Source organism: Streptomyces sp. NPDC012935, assembly GCF_042900345.1.
In the GTDB taxonomy this organism is placed as follows: domain Bacteria; phylum Actinomycetota; class Actinomycetes; order Streptomycetales; family Streptomycetaceae; genus Streptomyces.
The window spans coordinates 1,072,192-1,093,965 of record NZ_JBIBBC010000001.1 but is presented as its reverse complement, the minus strand read 5'-3'; the positions used below and the strand labels follow the sequence as shown (position 1 = coordinate 1,093,965).

At 72.0% G+C, this 21,774-nt stretch carries 19 protein-coding genes; 13 read left to right on the top strand and 6 right to left on the bottom strand.

Going from position 1 to position 21,774, the window contains the following annotated elements; translation table 11 throughout:
* Position 1: 1 nt before the first annotated feature.
* Positions 2-1,624, bottom strand: coding sequence for a malate synthase A (gene aceB, locus ACFY5C_RS04770; protein WP_389440346.1), 1,623 nt, complete (start codon positions 1,622-1,624; stop codon positions 2-4).
* Between the two features lie 209 nt (positions 1,625-1,833).
* Complete coding sequence (locus ACFY5C_RS04765) at positions 1,834-2,436, bottom strand: NTP transferase domain-containing protein (protein ID WP_389440343.1); 603 nt, start codon at positions 2,434-2,436, stop codon at positions 1,834-1,836.
* Positions 2,437-2,647: 211 nt separating this feature from the next.
* Between ACFY5C_RS04765 and ACFY5C_RS04760 the strand changes: the two genes are divergently transcribed.
* Complete coding sequence (locus tag ACFY5C_RS04760; protein WP_389440340.1) at positions 2,648-2,935, top strand: DUF5955 family protein; 288 nt, start codon at positions 2,648-2,650, stop codon at positions 2,933-2,935.
* 19 nt (positions 2,936-2,954) lie between these two features.
* Here the strand turns inward: ACFY5C_RS04760 and ACFY5C_RS04755 are convergent, their stop codons facing one another.
* Positions 2,955-3,755, bottom strand: coding sequence for an IclR family transcriptional regulator (locus ACFY5C_RS04755; protein WP_389440337.1), 801 nt, complete (start codon positions 3,753-3,755; stop codon positions 2,955-2,957).
* A 247-nt stretch (positions 3,756-4,002) separates the two neighbouring features.
* Here ACFY5C_RS04755 and allB point away from each other — a divergent pair, with 247 nt between their 5' ends.
* Together allB and alc are read left to right on the top strand one after the other, a co-directional pair.
* The gene (allB, locus tag ACFY5C_RS04750) at positions 4,003-5,343 is read left to right on the top strand and encodes an allantoinase AllB (protein WP_389440335.1); all 1,341 of its coding nucleotides are present in this window, start codon (positions 4,003-4,005) and stop codon (positions 5,341-5,343) included.
* A 38-nt stretch (positions 5,344-5,381) separates the two neighbouring features.
* Positions 5,382-6,497 carry an allantoicase gene (alc, locus tag ACFY5C_RS04745; RefSeq protein ID WP_389440722.1) on the top strand — a complete coding sequence of 372 codons (1,116 nt, stop codon included), beginning with the start codon at positions 5,382-5,384 and terminating at the stop codon, positions 6,495-6,497.
* Positions 6,498-6,589: 92 nt separating this feature from the next.
* Here alc and ACFY5C_RS04740 read toward each other — a convergent pair whose 3' ends face one another.
* Complete coding sequence (locus ACFY5C_RS04740) at positions 6,590-7,357, bottom strand: SDR family oxidoreductase (protein ID WP_389440333.1); 768 nt, start codon at positions 7,355-7,357, stop codon at positions 6,590-6,592.
* Between the two features lie 194 nt (positions 7,358-7,551).
* Between ACFY5C_RS04740 and ACFY5C_RS04735 the strand changes: the two genes are divergently transcribed.
* Both ACFY5C_RS04735 and ACFY5C_RS04730 read left to right on the top strand, forming a co-directional pair.
* On the top strand, positions 7,552-8,178 hold the full coding sequence (locus ACFY5C_RS04735) for a dihydrofolate reductase family protein (RefSeq protein WP_389440331.1): 627 nt from the start codon (positions 7,552-7,554) through the stop codon (positions 8,176-8,178).
* Between the two features lie 154 nt (positions 8,179-8,332).
* Positions 8,333-8,719, top strand: coding sequence for a ribonuclease domain-containing protein (locus ACFY5C_RS04730; RefSeq protein WP_389440329.1), 387 nt, complete (start codon positions 8,333-8,335; stop codon positions 8,717-8,719).
* 61 nt (positions 8,720-8,780) lie between these two features.
* On the opposite strand, the gene ACFY5C_RS04725 is transcribed toward ACFY5C_RS04730, so the two are convergent.
* Positions 8,781-8,981 (bottom strand): hypothetical protein, encoded by a 201-nt coding sequence (locus tag ACFY5C_RS04725; protein ID WP_389440327.1) that lies wholly within the window; start codon positions 8,979-8,981, stop codon positions 8,781-8,783.
* A gap of 169 nt (positions 8,982-9,150) precedes the next feature.
* On the opposite strand from ACFY5C_RS04725, the gene ACFY5C_RS04720 reads away from it, so the two are divergent.
* The 3 genes from ACFY5C_RS04720 to ACFY5C_RS04710 all read left to right on the top strand — a co-directional run bounded on the left by ACFY5C_RS04720 (position 9,151) and on the right by ACFY5C_RS04710 (position 12,494).
* Positions 9,151-10,404: a sensor histidine kinase gene (locus ACFY5C_RS04720; protein ID WP_389440325.1), complete on the top strand. Its 1,254-nt coding sequence runs from the start codon at positions 9,151-9,153 to the stop codon at positions 10,402-10,404.
* 187 nt (positions 10,405-10,591) lie between these two features.
* Positions 10,592-11,272 (top strand): response regulator, encoded by a 681-nt coding sequence (locus ACFY5C_RS04715; RefSeq protein ID WP_389440323.1) that lies wholly within the window; start codon positions 10,592-10,594, stop codon positions 11,270-11,272.
* A 43-nt stretch (positions 11,273-11,315) separates the two neighbouring features.
* Positions 11,316-12,494, top strand: coding sequence for a cytochrome P450 (locus tag ACFY5C_RS04710; protein WP_389440321.1), 1,179 nt, complete (start codon positions 11,316-11,318; stop codon positions 12,492-12,494).
* Between the two features lie 37 nt (positions 12,495-12,531).
* Here ACFY5C_RS04710 and ACFY5C_RS04705 read toward each other — a convergent pair whose 3' ends face one another.
* Complete coding sequence (locus ACFY5C_RS04705; RefSeq protein WP_389440318.1) at positions 12,532-13,554, bottom strand: Gfo/Idh/MocA family oxidoreductase; 1,023 nt, start codon at positions 13,552-13,554, stop codon at positions 12,532-12,534.
* 129 nt (positions 13,555-13,683) lie between these two features.
* Here ACFY5C_RS04705 and ACFY5C_RS04700 point away from each other — a divergent pair, with 129 nt between their 5' ends.
* The 5 genes from ACFY5C_RS04700 to ACFY5C_RS04680 all read left to right on the top strand — a co-directional run bounded on the left by ACFY5C_RS04700 (position 13,684) and on the right by ACFY5C_RS04680 (position 21,527).
* Positions 13,684-14,421, top strand: a complete 738-nt coding sequence (locus ACFY5C_RS04700; protein WP_362381993.1) for a GntR family transcriptional regulator — start codon at positions 13,684-13,686, stop codon at positions 14,419-14,421.
* A gap of 135 nt (positions 14,422-14,556) precedes the next feature.
* Positions 14,557-15,705: an ROK family glucokinase gene (locus tag ACFY5C_RS04695; RefSeq protein ID WP_389440316.1), complete on the top strand. Its 1,149-nt coding sequence runs from the start codon at positions 14,557-14,559 to the stop codon at positions 15,703-15,705.
* Entirely contained in the window at positions 15,702-16,280 is a 579-nt protein-coding gene (locus tag ACFY5C_RS04690; protein ID WP_389440313.1) for a sugar kinase, read from the top strand. Before ACFY5C_RS04695 ends, ACFY5C_RS04690 begins: the two co-directional genes overlap by 4 nt.
* 199 nt (positions 16,281-16,479) lie before the next feature.
* Entirely contained in the window at positions 16,480-19,314 is a 2,835-nt protein-coding gene (locus tag ACFY5C_RS04685) for an SNF2-related protein (RefSeq protein ID WP_389440311.1), read from the top strand.
* Entirely contained in the window at positions 19,311-21,527 is a 2,217-nt protein-coding gene (locus ACFY5C_RS04680; RefSeq protein ID WP_389440308.1) for an SWIM zinc finger family protein, read from the top strand. Before ACFY5C_RS04685 ends, ACFY5C_RS04680 begins: the two co-directional genes overlap by 4 nt.
* The last annotated feature ends 247 nt before the right edge of the window (positions 21,528-21,774 follow it).

The following is a 21,774-nucleotide window of genomic DNA, read 5'->3' as shown; positions in this document are numbered from 1 at the left end:
CTCAGCCCTTCAGCTGCTCGTACGCCGGCAGCGTCAGGAAGTCCGCGTAGTCCTCGTCGAGGGAGACCTCCAGCAGCAGGTCGTGGGCCTGCTGCCAGTGGCCGGCCGCGAAGGCCTCCTCGCCGATCTCGGCGCGGATGTTCGCCAGTTCCTCGGCGGCGACCTTGCGGGCCAGCTCGGGGGTGGCGTGCTCGCCGTTCTCGAACTCGACGCCCGCGTTGATCCACTGCCAGATCTGGGAGCGGGAGATCTCGGCGGTGGCCGCGTCCTCCATCAGGTTGAAGATGGCGACCGCGCCGAGGCCGCGCAGCCAGGCCTCGATGTAGCGGATGCCGACCTGGACGGCGTTGACCAGGCCCGGGTACGTCGGCTTGGCGTCCAGGGAGTCGATGGCGATCAGGTCGGCCGCCTGGACGGAGACGTCCTCGCGCAGGCGGTCCTTCTGGTTGGGCTTGTCGCCGAGGACCTTGTCGAAGGACTCCATGGCGATCGGGACCAGGTCGGGGTGGGCGACCCAGGAGCCGTCGAAGCCGTCGCCGGCCTCGCGGTCCTTGTCGGCGCGGACCTTCTCGAAGGCCACCTTGTTGACCTCGGCGTCCCGGCGGGACGGGATGAAGGCGGCCATGCCGCCGATCGCGTGCGCGCCGCGCTTGTGGCAGGTGCGGACGAGGAGTTCGGTGTACGCGCGCATGAACGGGGCCGTCATCGTGACCGCGTTGCGGTCCGGGAGGACGAACTTGGCGCCGCCGTCACGGAAGTTCTTGACGATGGAGAACAGGTAGTCCCAGCGGCCGGCATTCAACCCGGAGGCGTGGTCGCGCAGTTCGTAGAGGATCTCCTCCATCTCGTACGCCGCCGTGATCGTCTCGATCAGGACGGTCGCGCGGACGGTGCCCTGCGGGATGCCGACGTAGTCCTGCGCGAAGACGAACACGTCGTTCCAGAGGCGGGCCTCCAGGTGGGACTCCGTCTTCGGGAGGTAGAAGTACGGGCCCTTGCCGAGGTCGATCAGGCGCTGGGCGTTGTGGAAGAAGTACAGGCCGAAGTCGACGAGGGCGCCGGGGACCGGCTCACCGTCGATCTGGAGGTGACGCTCGTTCAGGTGCCAGCCGCGCGGGCGCATGACGACGGTCGCGAGCTCGTCGTTCGCGCGCAGGGCGTACGACTTGCCGGACTTCGGGTCGGTGAAGTCGATGTTCCGGGTGTACGCGTCGATCAGGTTGACCTGGCCGAGGACGACGTTCTCCCAGGTCGGGGCGGAGGCGTCCTCGAAGTCGGCGAGCCAGACCTTGGCGCCCGAGTTGAGGGCGTTGATGGTCATCTTGCGGTCGGTGGGGCCGGTGATCTCGACCCGGCGGTCCTGCAGCGCGGGCGGGCACGGGCCCACGCTCCAGGAGTCGTCCGCACGGATGGCGGCGGTCTGAGGGAGGAAGTCGAGGGTGGAGGTGCGGGCGATCTCGGCGCGGCGCTGCGCACGGCGGGCGAGGAGTTCGTCACGGCGGGGCGTGAACCGGCGGTGCAGCTCGGCCACGAAGGCGAGGGCCGCTTCGTTAAGGACCTCCTCCTGCCGCGGCAGGGGCTCGGCGTCGACGATGGCCAGCGGGGACGGCGCTGGTGCGGACATGAGCTGTCACTTCCTTCAGCGAACTACGGAGACGAGCGGTCGAGCTTTGGCACCGGGTGCCAGTCTTCCCGGATACGGCTGGGAGCGCCCGTGGAGCAGTCGGGCGCTTCTGAACAGTGGATACTAGTTTCCTCATGGTGGAAGTTCAATGGTTTGTTGATGTCGAGATTCTCTGAGTCGAGGCAAGGTGGCTCTGGGTGCCACCGTCTTTACTCAAGGTGGGCGAGATCGGCCTCCGTGTCGATGTCGTACGGCCGGGCCACGTCCCCGCACTCGACGAGCACGATCGCGTCCTCATGCGCCTTCAGATAGGCGCGTGCCCCTCGATCGCCGGTCGCAGTCGCCGCGATGCCCGCCCAGTGGGCGGCGCCGAAGAGCACGGGATGCCCGCGTACGCCGTCGTAGGCGGCCGAGGCGAGCGACGCCTCGTCCTCGTAGGCGGCGAGCACGCGCGCGACCGCTTCCGGACCGATGCCGGGCTGGTCGACGAGCGCCGCCAGCGCCGCCCGCGCACCCGTGCCCGCGAGCGAGTCGAGCCCGGTCCGCAGGGAGGAGCCCATCCCGTCGGCCCAGTCCGGGTTCTCCACCAGGACGCAGTCACCGAGCTCCGCCTGCTCCCGTACGGCGGTGGCCTGCGCGCCCAGCACCACGTGCACGCGGGCGCAGCCGGCCGCGCGCAGCACGCCGACCGCGTACTCGACGAGCGGTCGGCCACGGTGCCGGAGCAGGGCCTTGGGGCGTCCGCCGAGCCGCCGTCCGCCCCCGGCGGCGAGCAGCAGACCTGTGACCGGTGGGGGTTGTTTCTCATTCATGCGTCCTGCATACCTGACGTCCGCAGGCGCGGCCGGTGCCGTTGGGCTGAATTTCGGTCCGGATGGTGGCGCGCCCGGCAGCGGTGGCGTTTACTGGCCCGCGTCCCCGGCGCCCGACCGCCGTCCGGGGTGCTCGACGGGGGACGCGTGACTACTGGCGCACAACGGCGTGCGAGGGGGAGCTTTGTTGCGGAGCTTGGGGCAGAGGCCGGTGACGGGCAGCGACGAGGACCTGAGGGTGGCGGGACTGCGGACGGCTGTGTCCCGTCTGCGCCGCGAACTCGCCGCGCACCCCGGCGAGTTCCCCGACCGGGGAATCGCCGAGGACGAACTTGCCACGCTGGCCGCGATGACGATCGAGGGCGCCCCCGAAATCCCGCGTCTGCGCCGGTCGTTGCTGCTGATCGCCGGCGCGATCGGCTCAGTGAGCGCCTTGTCCCGGGGGCTGTCGGCCGTACGGGACGCGGTGGAGTTGTTCGGGGACCCGCCGCGTCGTTGAGTCCCCGGACCTGATCGGATCAGGCGGTCGGTGCCGAGCTGGCCAGGGCCTGCGACAGCTCGACGGCCACCTGCTGCAGCATCGGCACGATCTTGTCCGTCGCCGCCTCGGTGACCCGTCCTGCCGGGCCGGAGATCGAGATGGCCGCCGCGGTGGGGGAGTCGGGGACGGGCACGGCGAGGCAGCGGACGCCGACCTCCTGTTCGTTGTCGTCGATCGCGTAGCCGGTGCGCCGCACCTCCTCCAGGGCTGCGAGGAAGCCGTCCGGCGTGGTGATCGTCTTCTCCGTGGCGGCCGGCATGCCCGTGCGGGACAGCAGTGCCCGCACCTCCTCCGGAGGGAAGGAGGCGAGCAGCGCCTTGCCGACACCGGTGGAGTGCGGCAGCACGCGCCGGCCGACCTCGGTGAACATCCGCATCGAGTGCTTGGACGGCACCTGGGCGACGTACACGATCTCGTCGCCGTCGAGCAGCGCCATGTTCGCCGTCTCGCCGGTCTCCTCGACCAGCCGGGCGAGGTACGGGCGGGCCCAGGTGCCCAGCAGCCGGGACGCGGACTCGCCGAGGCGGATCAGGCGCGGGCCGAGGGCGTAGCGGCGGTTGGGCTGCTGGCGTACGTAACCGCACGCCACGAGCGTCCGCATGAGGCGGTGGATGGTGGGCAGCGGCAGCCCGCTGCTCGCGGACAGCTCACTCAGGCCGACCTCGCCGCCCGCGTCCGCCATCCGTTCCAGCAGGTCGAAGGCGCGCTCGAGGGACTGGACGCCACCATTGGAGCTGGACCTGGCGGAGTCGGTGGTGCTGGCGCTGGACGTCGGCACGGCGTTCCTTTCGGGACCGGTGGGAGGTCAGAAGCCTACCCGTCGGTCGGTTGACCCCCCGCTTGTACGTAGCTACGTTCTGCTTGCCGGAATTATAATTCCGCTTTGTGGAAACGTCCAGAGAGTGGCGGGCGGGTGCACTGTGGAGAAGTGTGCCCTTGACGGCGCGGGAACGGGAGCGGAGACTCCTTCAACAGAACGTTGAATTCCGTTACGCGGAAGTGAACGGCGGCAGAGAGGGGTTCGGGTGTCCGACGCTGAACTGGTGCTGCGCTCGACGCGCGTCATCACCCCGGAGGGGACACGGGCCGCCTCGGTCCTGGTCTCCGCCGGCAAGATCACGGCCGTACTCGGGTACGACGCCGAAGTCCCGTCCGGTGCCCGTCTGGAGGATCTCGGCGACAACGTCCTGCTGCCCGGCCTCGTCGACACGCACGTGCACGTCAACGACCCGGGCCGCACCGAGTGGGAGGGCTTCTGGACCGCCACGCGCGCCGCGGCGGCCGGTGGCATCACCACCCTCGTCGACATGCCGCTCAACTCCCTCCCGCCGACCACGACGGTCGGCAACCTCCGCGTCAAGCAGGAGGTCGCCGCCGACAAGGCGCACATCGACGTCGGCTTCTGGGGCGGCGCCCTGCCCGACAACGTCAAGGACCTGCGACCGCTGCACGAGGCAGGCGTCTTCGGCTTCAAGGCCTTCCTGTCGCCGTCCGGCGTGGACGAGTTCCCGCACCTTGAGCGGGACCCGCTGGCCCGTTCCATGGCCGAGATCGCCGCGTTCGACGGCCTGCTCATCGTGCACGCCGAGGACCCGCACCTGCTGGCCTCCGCCCCGCAGCAGCCGGGACCCAAGTACGCCGACTTCCTGGCCTCCCGACCCCGGGACGCCGAGGACACGGCCATCGCCCAGCTCATCCGTGAGGCGAAGGCCCTGCGCGCACGCGTGCACGTCCTGCACCTGTCCTCCAGCGACGCGCTGCCGCTGATCACCGAGGCGAGGGCGGACGGGGTCCGGATCACCGTCGAGACCTGCCCCCACTACCTGACCCTCACCGCCGAGGAAGTCCCGGACGGCGCCAGCGAGTTCAAGTGCTGCCCGCCGATCCGCGAGTCCGCCAACCAGGACCTGCTGTGGCAGGCGCTGGCCGACGGCACGATCGACTGCATCGTGACCGACCACTCCCCGTCCACGGCCGACCTGAAGACCGACGACTTCGCGACGGCCTGGGGCGGCATCTCCGGGCTCCAGCTGAGCCTGGCGGCGGTATGGACCGAGGCCCGTAAGCGCGGGCACGGCCTGGAGGACGTGGTCCGCTGGATGTCCGCGCGGACGGCGGAGCTCGTCGGACTCGACGACCGCAAGGGCGCCATCGTGGCGGGCCGTGACGCCGACTTCGCCGTCCTCGCGCCCGACGAGACGTTCACCGTCGACCCGGCCGCCCTCCAGCACCGCAACCGCGTGACGGCGTACGCGGGCAAGACCCTGTACGGCGTCGTGAAGTCCACCTGGCTGCGCGGCGAACGCATCGTCGCGGACGGCGAGTTCACCGACCCGAAGGGGCGACTCCTCACCCGGACCAGCTGAATCCCACCCATCGAATGCGAAAGGCAGACCTGATCACCGTGACGGCGATACCCAGCTTCACCGGCGACGCGAACCCCTACGACGGCGGCGACCCCTACGCCGACCACCGCACCGCCGACTTCCCGTTCACCCAGTACGCCAACCTCGCCGACCGAGGGCTGGGCGCCGGTGTCATCGCCGCCAACGACGAGTTCTTCGCCCAGCGCGAGAACCTTCTGCTGCCCGAGCGGGCCGAGTTCGACCCCGAGCACTTCGGGCACAAGGGCAAGATCATGGACGGCTGGGAGACCCGGCGGCGGCGCGGTGCCTCCGCCGAGCACCCGTGGCCGACGGCCGAGGACCACGACTGGGCGCTGGTGCGTCTCGGCGCGCCCGGGGTGATCCGCGGGATCGTCGTCGACACGGCCCACTTCCGCGGCAACTACCCGCAGGCGGTGTCCATCGAGGCCACGTCGGTACCGGGTTCGCCGTCGCCGCAGGAGCTGCTGGCGGACGACGTGAAGTGGACGACGCTGGTGCCGCGCACGCCGGTGGGCGGGCATGCGGAGAATGGTTTCGCCATCGCCGTGGAGCAGCGCTTCACCCACCTGCGTGTCAACCAGCACCCCGACGGCGGCATCGCCCGCCTGCGCGTGTACGGCGAGGTCGCGCCGGACCCGCAGTGGCTGGACGTGCTCGGCACCTTCGACGTCGTCGCCCTGGAGAACGGCGGCCAGGTCGAGGACGCCTCCAACCTCTTCTACTCGCCCGCCACGAACACCATCCAGCCGGGCCGCTCCCGCAAGATGGACGACGGCTGGGAGACGCGCCGACGCCGCGACCAGGGCAACGACTGGATCCGCTACCGCCTCGTCGCCCAGTCCCAGATCCGGGCGATCGAGATCGACACGGCATACCTGAAGGGCAACAGCGCCGGCTGGGCCTCGGTCTCGGTGAAGGACGGCGAGGACGGTGAGTGGACGGAGATCCTGCCGCGCACCCGCCTCCAGCCCGACACGAACCACCGGTTCGTCCTGCCCGACCCCGCCGTGGGCACGCACGCGCGCGTGGACATCTTCCCGGACGGCGGCATCTCCCGCCTGCGGCTGCACGGCTCGCTGACGGAGCAGGGCACGGCGGGCCTGGCGGCGCGCCACCAGGAGCTGGGCGGCTGACGCCGCCGGCGCACCGGAGCCCGACACCGGTGCGCCTGTGCCGAAACAGGGTTGTGGGTCCGGCCCAGGGGAGGCCGGACCCACCGCAGGTGCTAGGCCGCGTGGCCGCCGTCCACCGCGAACTCCGTACCCGTCACGTAATCCGCCCCCGCCAGGTACGCGACCATCGACGCCACCTCGTCGGCCGTGCCGAAGCGGCCCAGGGCGGTCAGGGCCGCCTGGTCTGCCGCGTAGGGGCCGTCGGCCGGGTTCATGTCGGTGTCGATGGGGCCGGGGTGGATGACGTTCGCCGTGATGCCGCGCGGGCCCAGCTCGCGTGCCAGGGCCTTCGTCAGACCGGTCAGGGCCGACTTGCTGGTCGCGTAGAGCGTTCCGCCGGGGCCCGGCACCCGCTGGACCATGCAGGAGCCGATCGTGATGATCCGGCCCCCGGCACTCATCCGGGCGGCCGCCGCCTGGGAGGTCAGGAAGACCCCTCGGACGTTCACCGCGAGGACCCGGTCCACGTCCGCGAGCGACAGACCCTCCAGCGGACCCAGGACCCCGACGCCGGCGTTGTTCACCAGCACGTCCAGGCCGCCGAGCTCCTCGACCGTGCGCTCCACGGCGCCCGCCGCCTCGTCCGCGTCCGCGGAGTCGGCCCGCAGGGCCACGGCCCGCCGCCCCAGCGCCTCGGCGGCCCGTACGACCTCCTGGGCGGCCTCCTTGCCGTTCACATAGGTCACGGCGACGTCGGCGCCCTCCCGGGCGAGCCGCAGCGCCGTGGCGGCGCCGATGCCACGGCTGGCGCCGGTGACCAGGGCGATCTTGCCGTGCAGGGCTGCGGAAGTGGTTGTCAGGGGTGCATGCGTGGTTGTCATGGGTCCATCCCAGCGCCGCACGGGCCGAGGTGCTGGCGGCGAACGGACACCGAGGTGCCGGGGGGAAGGCGCCGCGGAACACGGTCCAGCGATGAGTTGCGGGTGCCGGCGGGGTCTGAGGTGATGACAGCAGATCTCACCCCGGAAAACCGGAAACAGATCGCGCCCCGAAAACCGGAAAAGAGGCACTCCTCATGGGCAAGCTCGTCTCCACCCTCTTCGTCACGCTCGACGGCGTCTACCAGGCTCCCGGTGGCCCGGAGGAGGACACCCGCGGCGGCTTCGAGCACGGCGGCTGGAGCTTTCCGTACGCCGACGACGACTTCGGCCAGTTCATGAACGGGGTCTTCGCCCGCCCGGCCGCCTTCCTCCTCGGACGCCGTACGTACGACATCTTCGCCGCGTTCTGGCCGAAGGTGACCGATCCGGCCGACCCCGTCTCCTCCAAGCTGAACGCCCTGCCGAAGTACGTCCCGTCCGCCACGCTGACGGACCCCGCCTGGGCCGGCACCACCGTGCTGAGCGGCGACCTCGCCAAGGAGGTCACCGCCGTCAAGGAGCGCGTCGACGGCGAGCTCCAGGTGCACGGCAGCGGTGCCCTCGTCAGGTCGCTGCTTGCCCTCGGCCTCGTCGACACCCTCCACCTGCTGACCTTCCCGGTCGTGCTCGGCACGGGCCACCGCCTGTTCACGGAGGGCGCCGTGCCCACCGCGTTCAAGCACAGCGGCGGCAGCGTCACGAGCACCGGTGTCGCCATCAACTCCTACGACCTGGCTGGTCGCCCCGAGTACGGCACGTTCGGACTCCCCGAGGAGGCCTGATCAGCCGTCTGCGGCGTTCTCGCACGACCTCTCATGGAGATCGGGTGAGGACGCCGGGGCGCACGTTAACTTCCCGAAAATTCATCGGACTTGCCGGGAAAATCTCCGCCGTTGACATTGACATGCCACTGTCTACGCGCGTCATCATGAAGCCATGAGATTCCCCCCACGAATCACTCGCATCGGTGCCGCGGCCGCCGTCCTGTCCGCCCTTCTCGTCGGCGGCACCGTCACTGCCACGCCGGCGGCCGCCGCGGTCGGCAGCATCTGCTACAGCAACCTGCCGTCGCAGGCGCACGACACGCTCGACCTGATCGAGCAGGGTGGCCCCTTCCCCTACGACCAGGACGGCACCGTCTTCCAGAACCGGGAAGGCATCCTGCCGAGCCAGTCGACCGGCTACTACCACGAGTACACGGTCATCACGCCTGGGTCCTCCGACCGCGGAGCTCGCCGGATCGTCACCGGTGAGGAGAACCAGGAGGACTACTACACGGCCGACCACTACGAGTCGTTCGACCTGGTCAACTACGGCTGCTGATCCCCCACGGTCACAGCCGGCGCCGAGGAACGGTGCCACCGGCCGGAGGTCCGGTCCGCGTTCATCCGGACCTCCGGCTCCCGGCAGCTGCGAACAGTGCGACCGCCAGCACGAGCAGGGCGACGCTCGCGTAGATCTCGTAGCCGTCGAGGAAGTCGAGCCCCTGAACGAGGCCCCAGTCCCAGTCGGTGAACTCGTTCAGCAGGCCCACGACGCCCTGCGCCAGGGCGATGACTCCCAGGATCTCCAGCAACTGCTTCATGCCATGACTCTCGCCCCGCGGACCCCCCACGCCAATCGGCCGCGGGGCGAGCCACGGCAGCCGGAAGTCCCCGTTCCGGGTGATCCGTCGCGACCAAGGTCGCCGATGCCGCGACTTTGGTCGCCGCTCCCGCCCGCAGAGGCGCGCCGGGACCCGGCACTGCGTAGATTTGTCGACCGTGAGTGGTGACAAGCAGGTGCCCGCACCCCAGGCGTTCGCGGGGCGGCGCTGGCTGCTGCCCTCGGCCCTGATCAAGGAGTTCGACCCCGACCCCGAGCGCCCCGGACGGCCCCGGCGCACCGCGCGCGACTGGGTGGTCGACTTCTCCTGCTTCCTGCTGGCCGTCATCATCGGTCTGCTGGCCGCGGACACGATTCGGGACGAGGACCTTCCCGCCGGATACGCCGTCTTCGACCAGCTGGTCGGCGCGCTCTCCTGCGCCGCGGTGTGGCTGCGCCGCCGCTGGCCGGTCGGGCTCGCCGCAGTGATGGTCCCGGTCGCCCTCGTGTCCAGCACCGCGGGCGGCGCGAGCCTGGTCGCCCTGTTCACCCTCGCCGTGCACCGGCCCTTCCGGTACGTGGCCTGGGTCGCCGGGACGTATGCGCTGCTGAACCCGCTGTACTTCCTGGTGCGTCCCGAGCCCGACATGCCGTACGGCTGGTCGGTCGTCCTGGCTTCGCTGCTGACCGCCGCGGTGGTCGGCTGGGGCATGCTCGCACGGTCCAAGCGCCAGCTCCTGCTGAGCCTGCGCGACCGGGCCCGGCGCGCCGAGAACGAGGCGCGGCTGCGGGCCGAGCAGGCGCAGCGGCTCGCCCGTGAGGCCATCGCCCGGGAGATGCACGACGTCCTCGCGCACCGGCTGACGCTGCTCAGCGTGCACGCGGGGGCCCTGGAGTTCCGGCCCGACGCACCCCGCGAGGAGATCGCGCGAGCGGCCGGCGTCATCCGGGAGAGCGCCCACGAGGCCCTTCAGGACCTGCGGGAGATCATCGGCGTGCTGCGGGCGGCCGAGCCCGACGACTCCGGCCGCCCGCAGCCGACTCTCGCGGCGCTGGAGGCGCTGGCCACCGAGTCCCGCGAGGCCGGCATGAAGGTCACCCTCGACCAGCGCGTCACCGACCCCGCCGCCGTGCCCGCCTCCGTCGGCCGCACCGCCTACCGCATCGCCCAGGAGGGCCTGACCAACGCCCGCAAGCACGCGCCCGGCACCGAGGTCACGGTGACGGTGACCGGCGCACCGGGTGAGGGCCTGTCCGTTTCGGTACGCAATCCGGCGCCCGAGGGCGAGGTGCCGCACGTACCCGGCTCCGGACAGGGCCTGATCGGACTGACGGAACGGGCCACGCTGACGGGTGGCCGACTGGAGCACGGGCCCACCGCGGACGGCGGGTTCGAGGTGCGGGCCTGGCTGCCGTGGGGGTGAGGGCCGTCGGTCCCGGAGCGGAGCGCTCAACGGCCGCCTGGGTGCGCGCCGTTGTGAGCGGGGCGGCAGCCCGCGGGGCAGGCGCGCCTGAGGTGCCCCGCACGTCACGCACGTGTGCCGTGCTCCTGGCGGGAACTGCACGCGGTCCGGCCCATCCGCGCCGTGCAACCGTGATTACGTAAGGCACATGACTGCGATCAGACTTCTCCTCGTCGACGACGACCCGTTGGTCAGGGCCGGACTGTCCTTCATGCTGGGCGGCGCCGACGACATCGAGATCGTCGGTGAGGCGGCCGACGGCTCCGAGGTCGAGGCGCTGGTCGACCGCTCCCGTCCGGACGTGGTCCTGATGGACATCCGGATGCCGTCGGTCGACGGACTCACCGCCACGGAGCGGCTGCGCAGCAGGAAGGACGCACCGCAGGTCGTGCTGCTGACCACCTTCCACGCCGACGATCAGGTGCTGCGCGCCCTGCGCGCGGGCGCCGCCGGTTTCGTGCTCAAGGACACGCCGCCCGACGAGATCGTCGACGCGGTACGCCGGGTCGCGGCCGGCGATCCGGTCCTGTCGCCCACCGTGACACGCCAGTTGATGGCCCACGCGGCCGGCACCGCAGCCGACACCCGCCGCTCACGCGCGCGTGAGCGGCTCACCGCCCTCAACGAGCGCGAGCGCGAGGTCGCCGTCGCGGTGGGCCGGGGACTGCCCAACGCCGAGATCGCCGCGGAGCTCTTCATGAGCGTCGCCACCGTCAAGACCCATGTCTCCCGTGTCCTGGCCAAGCTGGACCTCAACAACCGTGTGCAGATCGCCCTGTTGGCGTACGACGCGGGACTTCTGGAGGAAGTGGAGGACGACGGGCACTAGAGCGGGCTCCCACGCGTTGGCGAAGTGTGGGAGGGGGAGTGTCATGACAGAAGTGATCGATCTGGGGGAGTTCGGACCGGCGTTTCGCGAGAACCCGCATCCGGTGTACGCCCGCTTGCGTGAGCGGGGCCCGGTCCACCGGGTCCGGCTGCCCGACTGGCAGTCCGAGGTGTGGCTCGTCGTCGGACACAAGGAGGCGCGGGCGGCGCTCGCCGACGAGCGGCTGTCCAAGGACGGCGCCAAGATCGGCATGAAGTCGCTCGACGAGGAGCAGATCGGGAAGAACCTGCTGGACGCCGATCCGCCCCAGCACACCAGGCTGCGCAGCCTCATCTCGCGCGCGTTCACCATGCGCCGCGTGGAGGAGCTGCGGCCGAGGATCCAGCAGATCACCGACGACCTGCTCGACGCCATGCTGCCCTCGGGCCGCGCCGACCTCGTGGAATTGCTGGCCTACCCGCTGCCGCTCACCGTCATCTGCGAACTGCTCGGCGTGCCCGAGATGGACCGTGTTGCCTTCCGCAAGATGTCGACCGAGGCAGTCGCACCCACCAGCCCCGGCAAGGAGGTCGAGGCCTTCGGCCGCCTGGGCGAGTACTTCACCGACCTGATCGAGGACAAGAGGTGTGCCGGCCCCAGCGGTGATCTGCTGAGCGACCTGATCCGCACCACGGCCGAGGACGGCGACCGGCTCTCCCCGGACGAACTGCGGGGGATGGCCTTCATCCTGCTGATCGCCGGCCATGAGACGACGGTCAACCTCATCACCAGCGGCGTGCACGCGCTGCTCACCCACCCCGATCAACTCGCTGCCCTGCGCGCTGACATGACCCTCCTCGACGGTGCGGTCGAGGAGATGCTGCGCCACGAGGGGCCGGTGGAGACGGCGACGTTCCGGTATGCCGCCGAGCCGCTGGAGATCGGCGGCACCCGCATCGAGACGGGCGAGCCGGTGATGGTCGGCCTGACCGCGGCCAACCGGGACGCGGGCCGCTATGCCGCTCCCGACACCTTCGACATCCGCCGCGACTCCCGCGGCCATGTCGCCTTCGGCCATGGCATCCACTACTGCCTTGGCGCACCCCTGGCCCGACTGGAGGCCCGTACGGCGATCCGGTCGCTGCTGGAGCGCGCTCCCGGCCTGGCACTCGACGGCCCGCCCGGGGAGTGGCTGCCGGGGATGCTGATGCGGGGGATGCGCAGCCTGCCGGTGCGCTGGTAGAGGGGTGGTCGGCGAGGGTGTTGCGGGCCCGGGACCGTCACATGGCCGTCGCCGCGGTCCCGCCCGGAATCTCCCCGAGCGCGACCGGTCTTCGCTCGCGTCTCGACAGCTCGCACGCCTCGGCGATCCGCAGTGCCTGCAAGGCCTCCCGGCCGTCGCAAGGGTTGGCCCGCTCCCCGCGCACCACCTCCACGAACGCGTTCAGCTCCGCCTCGTACGCGGGTCCGAACCGCTCCAGGAACCCGGACCACGGCTTGTCCGCGGCGGGCGGCCCGGTCGGCTCGGTGGACGCGATCGGCGTACGGTCGTCCAGGCCGACCACGATCTGGTCCAGCTCCCCGGCCAGCTCCATGCGCACGTCGTATCCGGCGCCGTTCAGCCGCGTCGCCGTGGCGGTGGCGAGCGTGCCGTCGTCGAGCGTGAGCACCACCGCGGCCGTGTCGACGTCACCGGCCTCACGGAACATCACCGGCCCGGCGTCCGAGCCGGCCGCGTACACGTCGACGATCTCGCGCCCGGTCACCCAGCGCAGCACGTCGAAGTCGTGGATCAGCGTGTCCCGGTACAGCCCGCCGGACAGCGGCAGCCACGCGACCGGCGGCGGCGCCTGGTCGCTGGTCAGCGCCCGTACGGTGTGCAGGCGCCCGAGCCGCCCGGACCGTACCGCCTCGCGTGCGCCGGCGTACCCCGCGTCGAAGCGGCGCTGGAAGCCCATGTGCAGCACCGTCCCGGCCGTCTCGACCTCCTCGATCGCGGTCAAGGTGCCCGGCAGATCCAGCGCGATGGGCTTCTCGCAGAAGACCGGAAGCCCCGCCCGGGCTGCCCGGCCGATCAGTTCGGCGTGGGCCGATGTCGCGGTCGTGATCACCACCGCGTCCACGCCCCACCTGAAGATCTCGTCCACGCCAGGCGCCGCCGTCTCGCCGAGCCGGCGCGCCAGCTCCTGCGCCCGCGCGCCGTCCGCGTCCGTGAGGATCAGGGAGCCGACGTCGCGGTGACGACTGAGCGTGTTGGCGTGAATGGTGCCGATGCGGCCCGTACCGATGACCCCGATGCGCATGGAAACAAAGTGGGGGTTCGGTGCGTAGGCTGTCAATGCGTATGTCCGGACAATCGAACTACACGACTTCCCGTCAACAACGCGTAGAGCTACGCTCGGCCCGTGCCGAAACCAGAAGTGGACCCGACCGTGGAACTCGAGCTCAGTGTGGACCGGAGCAGTCCGGTGCCTTTGTACTTCCAGCTGTCCCAGCAGCTCGAGGCCGCGATCGAGCACGGAGCGCTCACGCCCGGCAGCCTGCTGGGCAACGAGATCGAACTCGCCGCACGCCTCGGCCTGTCCCGGCCGACCGTCCGCCAGGCCATCCAGTCGCTGGTCGACAAGGGGTTGCTGGTGCGCCGCCGGGGCGTCGGCACACAGGTCGTGCACAGCCAGGTCAAGCGGCCACTGGAACTCAGCAGCCTCTACGACGACCTGGAGTCGGCCGGCCAGCGTCCGGCGACCAAGGTGATCGTCAACACCGTCGTCCCGGCGTCCGCCGAGGTCGCGGCCGCGCTCGGGGTGGCCGAGGACAGCGACGTGCACCGCATCGAGCGGCTGCGGCTGGCACACGGCGAGCCGATGGCGTACCTGTGCAACTTCCTGCCGCCGGCCCTGATCGACCTGGACACGGCGCAGCTGGAGTCCACCGGCCTGTACCGGCTGATGAGGGCCGCCGGCATCACCCTGCACAGCGCCCGCCAGACCATCGGCGCGCGCGCCGCCACCGGCGCCGAAGCCGAACGGCTCGCCGAGGAGGAGGGCGCCCCGCTGCTCACCATGCAGCGCGTGACCTTCGACGACACGGGCCGAGCCGTCGAGTACGGCACCCACACCTACCGCCCGAGCCGGTACTCCTTCGAGTTCCAGTTGCTCGTCCGGCCGTGAGCTCCGCAGTCGTACGGTCCTGAGGGGTGGCGGAGGGCCGGGCTGGTCGCAATGTCCGGACAATTTACTGTGACGCGTGCCCCCTTTGTCGCCCCGTTCGGCACCCAGGGTGAGCGTGCGGCAGAATCGGGCCTGATGAGCACCTACCGCGACTTCACCGCCCCCATCGGCTCCCGGCGAGCCCCCGTGCTCCGCACGGTCGGCCCGCGGGAGCGCCGTTCGCACCTGACCGCGCCCCGCGTGCCCACTGTCGGGATCGACATCGGCGGCACCAAGGTGATGGCGGGCGTCGTGGACGCCGACGGGAACATCCTGGAGAAGCTCCGCGCGGAGACCCCGGACAAGTCCAAGAGCCCCAAGGTCGTCGAGGACACCATCGTCGAACTGGTCCTGGACCTGTCCGACCGGCACGACGTGCACGCCGTCGGCATCGGCGCGGCCGGCTGGGTCGACGCCGAACGCAACCGCGTCCTTTTCGCGCCCCACCTGTCCTGGCGCAACGAGCCGCTGCGCGACCGCATCGCGGGCCGCCTCGCCGTGCCCGTCCTGGTCGACAACGACGCCAACACCGCCGCCTGGGCCGAGTGGCGCTTCGGCGCCGGCCGGGGCGAGGACCACCTCGTCATGATCACGCTGGGCACCGGCATCGGCGGCGCGATCCTGGAGGACGGTCAGGTCAAGCGCGGCAAGTACGGCGTCGCCGGCGAGTTCGGCCATATGCAGGTCGTGCCCGGCGGCCACCGCTGCCCGTGCGGTAACCGCGGCTGCTGGGAGCAGTACAGCTCCGGCAACGCGCTGGTCAGGGAGGCGCGCGAGCTGGCCGCCGCCGACTCGCCGGTGGCGTACGGGATCATCGAGCACGTCAAGGGCAACATCGGCGACATCACCGGCCCGATGATCACCGAGCTGGCCCGCGAGGGCGACGCCATGTGCATCGAGCTGCTGCAGGACATCGGCCAGTGGCTCGGCGTCGGCATCGCCAACCTCGCGGCCGCCCTGGACCCCTCCTGCTTCGTCATCGGCGGCGGTGTGTCGGCCGCGGACGACCTGCTGATCGGCCCCGCGCGGGACGCCTTCAAGCGCCACCTCACCGGCCGCGGCTACCGCCCCGAGGCCCGGGTCACCCGCGCCCAGCTCGGCCCCGAGGCAGGCATGGTCGGCGCCGCCGACCTGGCCCGTCTGGTCGCCCGCCGTTTCCGACGCGCCAACCGGCGCCGGGTCGAGCGGTACGAGCGCTATGCGCGGTTCGCCGAGGCCCGCCGAGCATCGCAGGGGTCGGCGTGACCATGTCACTACCCCGCCAGGCCGACTCCCCGGACGAGCAGCAGCCGACCGAGGACCGTCGCCACAAGATCCGGCGCAGGGCGCTCACGCTGCTCATCATCGTGCTGCTCATCGGCGTGCCGGCCGGTTACCTCGTGATCTCCGCCAACCAGAGCCGCGACAGCGGCAAGGACAAGGAGGAGAAGTACTCGGCGACCGGCCTCACCGAGGGCTGGCCGTCGAAGGTCCAGCGCCGGCTCTACCAGATCCCGGTCCCGGATCCGTCGGGCAAGGTCGCCTACTACGAGACGAACAACTGGCGGACCAGCCGTCTCTACGTCCAGTTCCAGACGCCCAAGGGGAACCTGGACTGGTTCCTGAAGAAGATGGGCGTCAGCTTCGGTGAGCTGAAGCCGGACGCCATCACCATCAGCGCCCGCGACCAGAAGGTCACCGGCTGGGACTTCAAGCGCCCCGGCCCGTGGTACGGCCTCGTCCACAAGCAGAAGGACCCGGCACCGACCCAGGACGTCGTCGTGAACATGTCCGACCCGGACAATCCGTTCGTGTACGTCGTCTCGCGCACCATCCCTTGATGATGCCGTCGACGACTCGGTGAAGACCCGCCCCGGACCGGCCGCCTGGACCGATCGCCCAGACCGATCGCCCGGACCGGTCGCCTGGACCGATCGTCGGGGTCGATCGCCGGGATTGATCGTCGGGGCCGATTGTCAGACCCCGCCCGTAGAGTCGAAGACGGTTGATCCGACTCATGGGCGGGAGGTGACAGGACGTATGAGCGACCGGGTTGCGCGCGGCGGCGCCGCTGTGGCCGAGCGGTCGGGCGACGCCGTCCCCGTCCGCCTCGCGGCCGTCTTCCTGCCCGCGTCCCTGCCGCGCGAGGGGCGGATCGCCTTCTGGGACCCGGAGGGCGGCCCGCTGCCCACCGAGGACACCGAGCTCACCGTCGTAGTGCGCCATGGCACCGGAGTCCGCCGCAGGACCGCACCGGCCCTGTCGTTGCCGCTGGGCGAGGCGCTGCCGCTGCTCGTGCAAGCCCGGCGCGATCCGGCCGCCCACCCCGCCACGGCCTGCTGGGGCGCGGCAGCGCTGCATGCGCTGCGGCTCACCGCGCGCGGCCGGTTGCTGCCCGGCCTGACGCCCACCGGCCACGACGCCTGGCGGGCCGGCCCCCTCGACCCGGACGACATCGCACACCTGCGAGCGGTCGCCGCCGCCCTGCCGTCCGAAGGCCATGCGGTCCCCTTGCCCGGCCCGGGTCCGCTGCGGCTGCCCGAGCCCGAGGCGCTGATGCGCTCCTTCCTGGACGCCGTCGCGGACACCCTGCCCCGCACCCCCGCCGCACCGCACGCCTCGGGCAGGCCCTTCGCCGCGCGCGAGGCCCAGCGCCTGCCCGCCGCGCACGACTGGGCGGCCGAGGTCGCCGCCGGCATGGACGCGGGCGTGCGGGTCTCGCTCCGGCTGGACCTCTCGGCGTACGACCTCTTCGACGACCGCGACGACGGCGTACGCAGCGCGGGCGCGGCGATCGTCCAGGTGCACAGTCTCGCCGACCCCACCCTGGTGGCCGACGCGGCCGCCCTGTGGTCGGGGGAGGCGGACGCTGCCTTCGGGCCACGCGCGCGCGTGGACGCGGCGCTGGCGGTGCGGCGGGCGGCCCGGGTGTGGGCCCCGCTCGACCGGCTGTCCGAGCAGGACGTGCCCGACGTGCTGGCCCTGTCCGACGAGGAGTTGGGCGACCTGCTCGGCGTGGCGACGACCCGCCTCGCGGCGGCCGGAGTGGCGGTGCACTGGCCCCGGGACCTGGCCCAGGACCTGAGCGCAGCCGCGGTCGTACGACCCGCGCCCGGCTCGGCGACCGACGGCACCGGCTTCTTCGAGAGCGAGGAACTCCTCCAGTTCCGCTGGCAGTTGGCGATCGGCGGCGACCCGCTCAGCGAGGCCGAGATGGACGCGCTCGCCGAGGCGCACCGCCCGGTCGTCCGGCTGCGGGACAGCTGGGTGCTGGTCGACCCGGCCCTGGTCCGCAAGGCCCGCAAGCGCGAACTGGGCCTGCTCGACCCGGTCGACGCGCTGTCCGTCGCCCTCACCGGCAGCGCGGAGGTCGACGGCGAGACGGTCGAGGCGGTTCCGGTCGGCGCGCTGGCAGCCCTGCGCGACCGGCTGACGTCGGGGGTCCGCCCGGCCGAACCGCCGCCGGGGCTGCGGGCGACGCTGCGGGACTACCAACTCCGGGGCCTGGCATGGCTGGACCTCATGACGTCCCTCGGTCTCGGCGGCTGCCTGGCCGACGACATGGGACTCGGCAAGACGATCACGGTCATCGCCCTGCATCTGAAACGCGCGCGGACGGCCCCCACCCTCGTCGTCTGCCCGGCCTCGCTGCTGAGCAACTGGCAACGGGAGATCACCCGTTTCGCGCCCGGCGTCCCCGTGCGCCGCTTCCACGGTCCGGACCGCACCCTGGAGGACCTGGACGGCGGCTTCGTCCTCACGACGTACGGCACGATGCGGTCGGCGGCGCCGACGCTGGCCCAGCGCACCTGGGGCATGGTCGTCGCCGACGAGGCACAGCACGTGAAGAACCCCTACTCGGCCACGGCGAAGGCCCTGCGCACCATCGAGACGCCCGCGCGCGTGGCGCTGACCGGCACGCCGGTCGAGAACAACCTCTCCGAGCTCTGGGCGCTGCTCGACTGGACGACGCCCGGCCTGCTCGGTCCCCTGAAGTCCTTCCGCGCCCGGCATGCCCGCGCGGTGGAGAACGGCGAGGACGAGGAGGCGGTGGACCGGCTGGCCCGTCTGGTCCGGCCCTTCCTGCTGCGCCGAAAGAAGTCCGACCCCGGGATCGTCCCGGAACTGCCGCCCAAGACGGAGACGGACCACCCGGTCCCGCTCACCCGTGAACAGGCGGCGCTCTACGAGGCGGTGGTCCGAGAGTCGATGTACGTCATCGAGACGGCGGAGGGCATGGCGCGCAAGGGCCTGGTCCTGAAGCTGCTGACGTCCCTGAAGCAGATCTGCGACCACCCGGCCCTGTACCTCAAGGAGGCCGAGGCGGCGTCGGACCGCCTGGCCGCCCGTTCCGGCAAGCTGACGCTGCTCGACGAACTGCTGGACACCTTGCTGGCCGAGGACGGCTCGGCCCTGGTGTTCACGCAGTACGTGGGGATGGCCCGTCTGATCGCCTCCCACCTCGCCGCCCGGGCCGTCCCCGTGGACCTGCTCCACGGCGGCACGCCGGTCCCGGACCGCGAACGCATGGTGGACCGCTTCCAGAGCGGCGAGACGCCGGTCCTGGTCCTCTCCCTGAAGGCGGCGGGCACCGGCCTCAACCTGACCCGCGCGGGCCACGTCGTCCACTTCGACCGCTGGTGGAACCCGGCCGTCGAGGAACAGGCCACCGACCGCGCCTATCGCATCGGCCAGACCCAGCCCGTGCAGGTCCACCGCCTCATCACCGAGGGCACGGTCGAGGACCGCATCGCCGAGATGCTCGAGTCCAAGCGCGCCCTGGCCGACGCAATCCTCGGCACCGGTGAATCCGCCCTCACGGAACTGACGGCCCGCGAGCTGTCCGACCTCGTGTCCTTGCGGAGGGAGTCATGACGGGGGTGGGCGGCGGGGGCGACGAGAAGGCCCGGCAGGACGAGTTGAGCCGGAAGACGAAGCCGGGTCGACCGGATGAGCCGCCTCGCGACGAGGAGGCGGCGCCCCGGCCGGCCGACCTTGCGCGCCGAGCGTTGCGGGCTGCGCGGGAACGGCGGGAGGGGGCATCAGGGGCGAACGCGAGCCAGGTGGGGGCCTCTTCCGAGGGCCCGGACGCGCCGGACGCCTCCGCGGACGTTCCCGAGGCGTCGGACGGCGACGGTCCCAAGGCGCGACCTGCCACGCCCCTCGCCTCCGGCGAGGACGGGGACCGCTCGCGCACCGCGTCGGAGTCCGCATCGGGCGTGCTCGGCATCGAGACCGGGCCAGGGGGGTCGCGTCCGGCGGATGCCGCCCGGGCAGCGCTGCGCGCCGCGCTGGGGGAGAGGCGGCGGGCTCAGTCGGAGGAAGCCGACCGGGCAGCCCAGGGCCCGCGTCGATCGCGACGAACCGCACCCTCCGGCGCCGAGGGCCGACGCAGCCCGGCCGGCGGGACGGAGAACCAGCGTGCCCTTGAGGTACGGCGCTGGCTCGCAGGTGCCTTCCAGATGCCGCCCGCGGACTCGCCCGACGAGGACGTCTCGGGCATCGGTGCGATGCCGGATCCGACTGCACAGCGGCGGAAGATGCCAACGGCCCCCTCCTCGCGCTCCCGTTCGACCCCGTCAAGCCCCGTTCTCCCGGACAAGGACTCACCCGAACCGCCCGTGGCCCGCTCCGGCGTCGATCCCTCACCGGCCGATCCCGCCGACCCCGCCCCCGATCCCGCCGATCCCGCCCCTGACCCCGCCGACCCCGCCCCCGACCCCGCCGATCCCGCCCCTGACCCCGCCGACCCCGACCCCGCGCCTGGACCCGCCGCCGTCGCCACCCCCGCGGCCCCGGCCACCCCTCAAGTCCCCCGTTCCATGGCCGCCCCCGCCCGGGACGGTGAACTCCGGCGTACGTTCCCCGCCTTCGGGCCCCGCCCGGCGGACGACGCCCGCTTTGCCGAGACCTGGTGGGGCAACGCCTGGGTGACTGCCCTGGAAGAAGGCGCGCTAGATCCCAAGCGGCTGGCCCGCGGGCGCGGTTACGCGCAGGAGGGCCACGTCGATGCCATCACCGTGACGCCGGGACTCGTGCTGGCGTATGTGCGGGGCAGCCGTCCGCGGCCGTACCGCGTGCAGGTGAGGCTGCGGACGCTGGAGGACGCCGACTGGGCACGATTCCTGGACGCCGTGGCCGAACGGCCGGGGCACATCGCGGCGTTGCTGGACAAGGAGATGCCCCAGTCCCTCGCCGACTGCGGGGTGCCGCTGTTGCCGGGGCCCGGTGAACTCGACCCCCATTGCAGTTGCCCCGACCGCGGCCACCCCTGCAAACACGCCGCCGCCCTCTGCTACCAGACCGCACGCCTGCTGGACGCCGACCCCTTCGTACTGCTCCTGCTGCGCGGCCGGGGAGAGCGCGCCCTGCTCGACGCCCTGTCCCGCCGCAACGCCGCACGGGCTGCCCGCGCCGCACAGGAGAAGGCACCGGCCCCACCGGCGGGCGTACGGGCCACCGACGCCCTGGCCCCGGACCGCCGACTCCCCCCGCTGCCCGCTCCGTTGCCCGTGCCCCCGCACCCCGAGCAACCGCCCGTCTATCCGGCGGCCCCGGGCGGCCCGGACCCGTTCGCGCTGGACCAGCTGGCGACCGACGCGGCCGCCCGGGCGCACGCCCTCCTCGGCACCGGCCGCGATCCGGTGGCCGAACTGACCCTGTGGCAGGACGCGGTCCGGCTCGCCGCCGCGCGTCCCGGTTCCGGCCTCACCGCCGGCACCCGCGCCCTGTACTCCTCCCTGTCCGCCGCCGCCGACCGCACCCCGGCCGAGCTGGCCCGCGCGGTCGCCGCCTGGCGGCAGGGCGGCCTCGAAGGGCTCGCCGTGCTCGAAGAATCCTGGGATCCGCCGGCCGGCCGTTTCGACCGCGCCCGCCCGCTCCTGCTCGCCGCCGACCTCCCCGCCTTCCGCCCGTGGCGCAACCACCTCACCCACCCCCGTGGTCATGTCCAGATCCGCCTCGGCCGGGACGGCCTGTGGTACCCGTACGAATCGGAGCCGGGCCACGACGACTGGTGGCCCCGTGGCACGCCCGACCTGGACCCGGTCGGCGCCCTGACGGGTCTAGGTGCCTCGCCGGAAGGCTGACCCGGCTCGGACCCACATCCCGTCAAGGCGGTGTGCCAGGTCCTCGCTGATATGAGGGAGCCAGGTGTGAGGACCTGGGGCCCAGGGGTCCGACGCTCGCCAAGGCGGTCAGCGTGGAGCAGTGAGTGAGACGAAGACCCCAGCCCTCCCGGCACCGCCTCGACGGCCCGGAAGACGCCCCGGTCCTCATCCTCGGCCCCTCGCTCGGCACCACCTGGCACAACTGGTCGGAACCGTCTTCTGACGT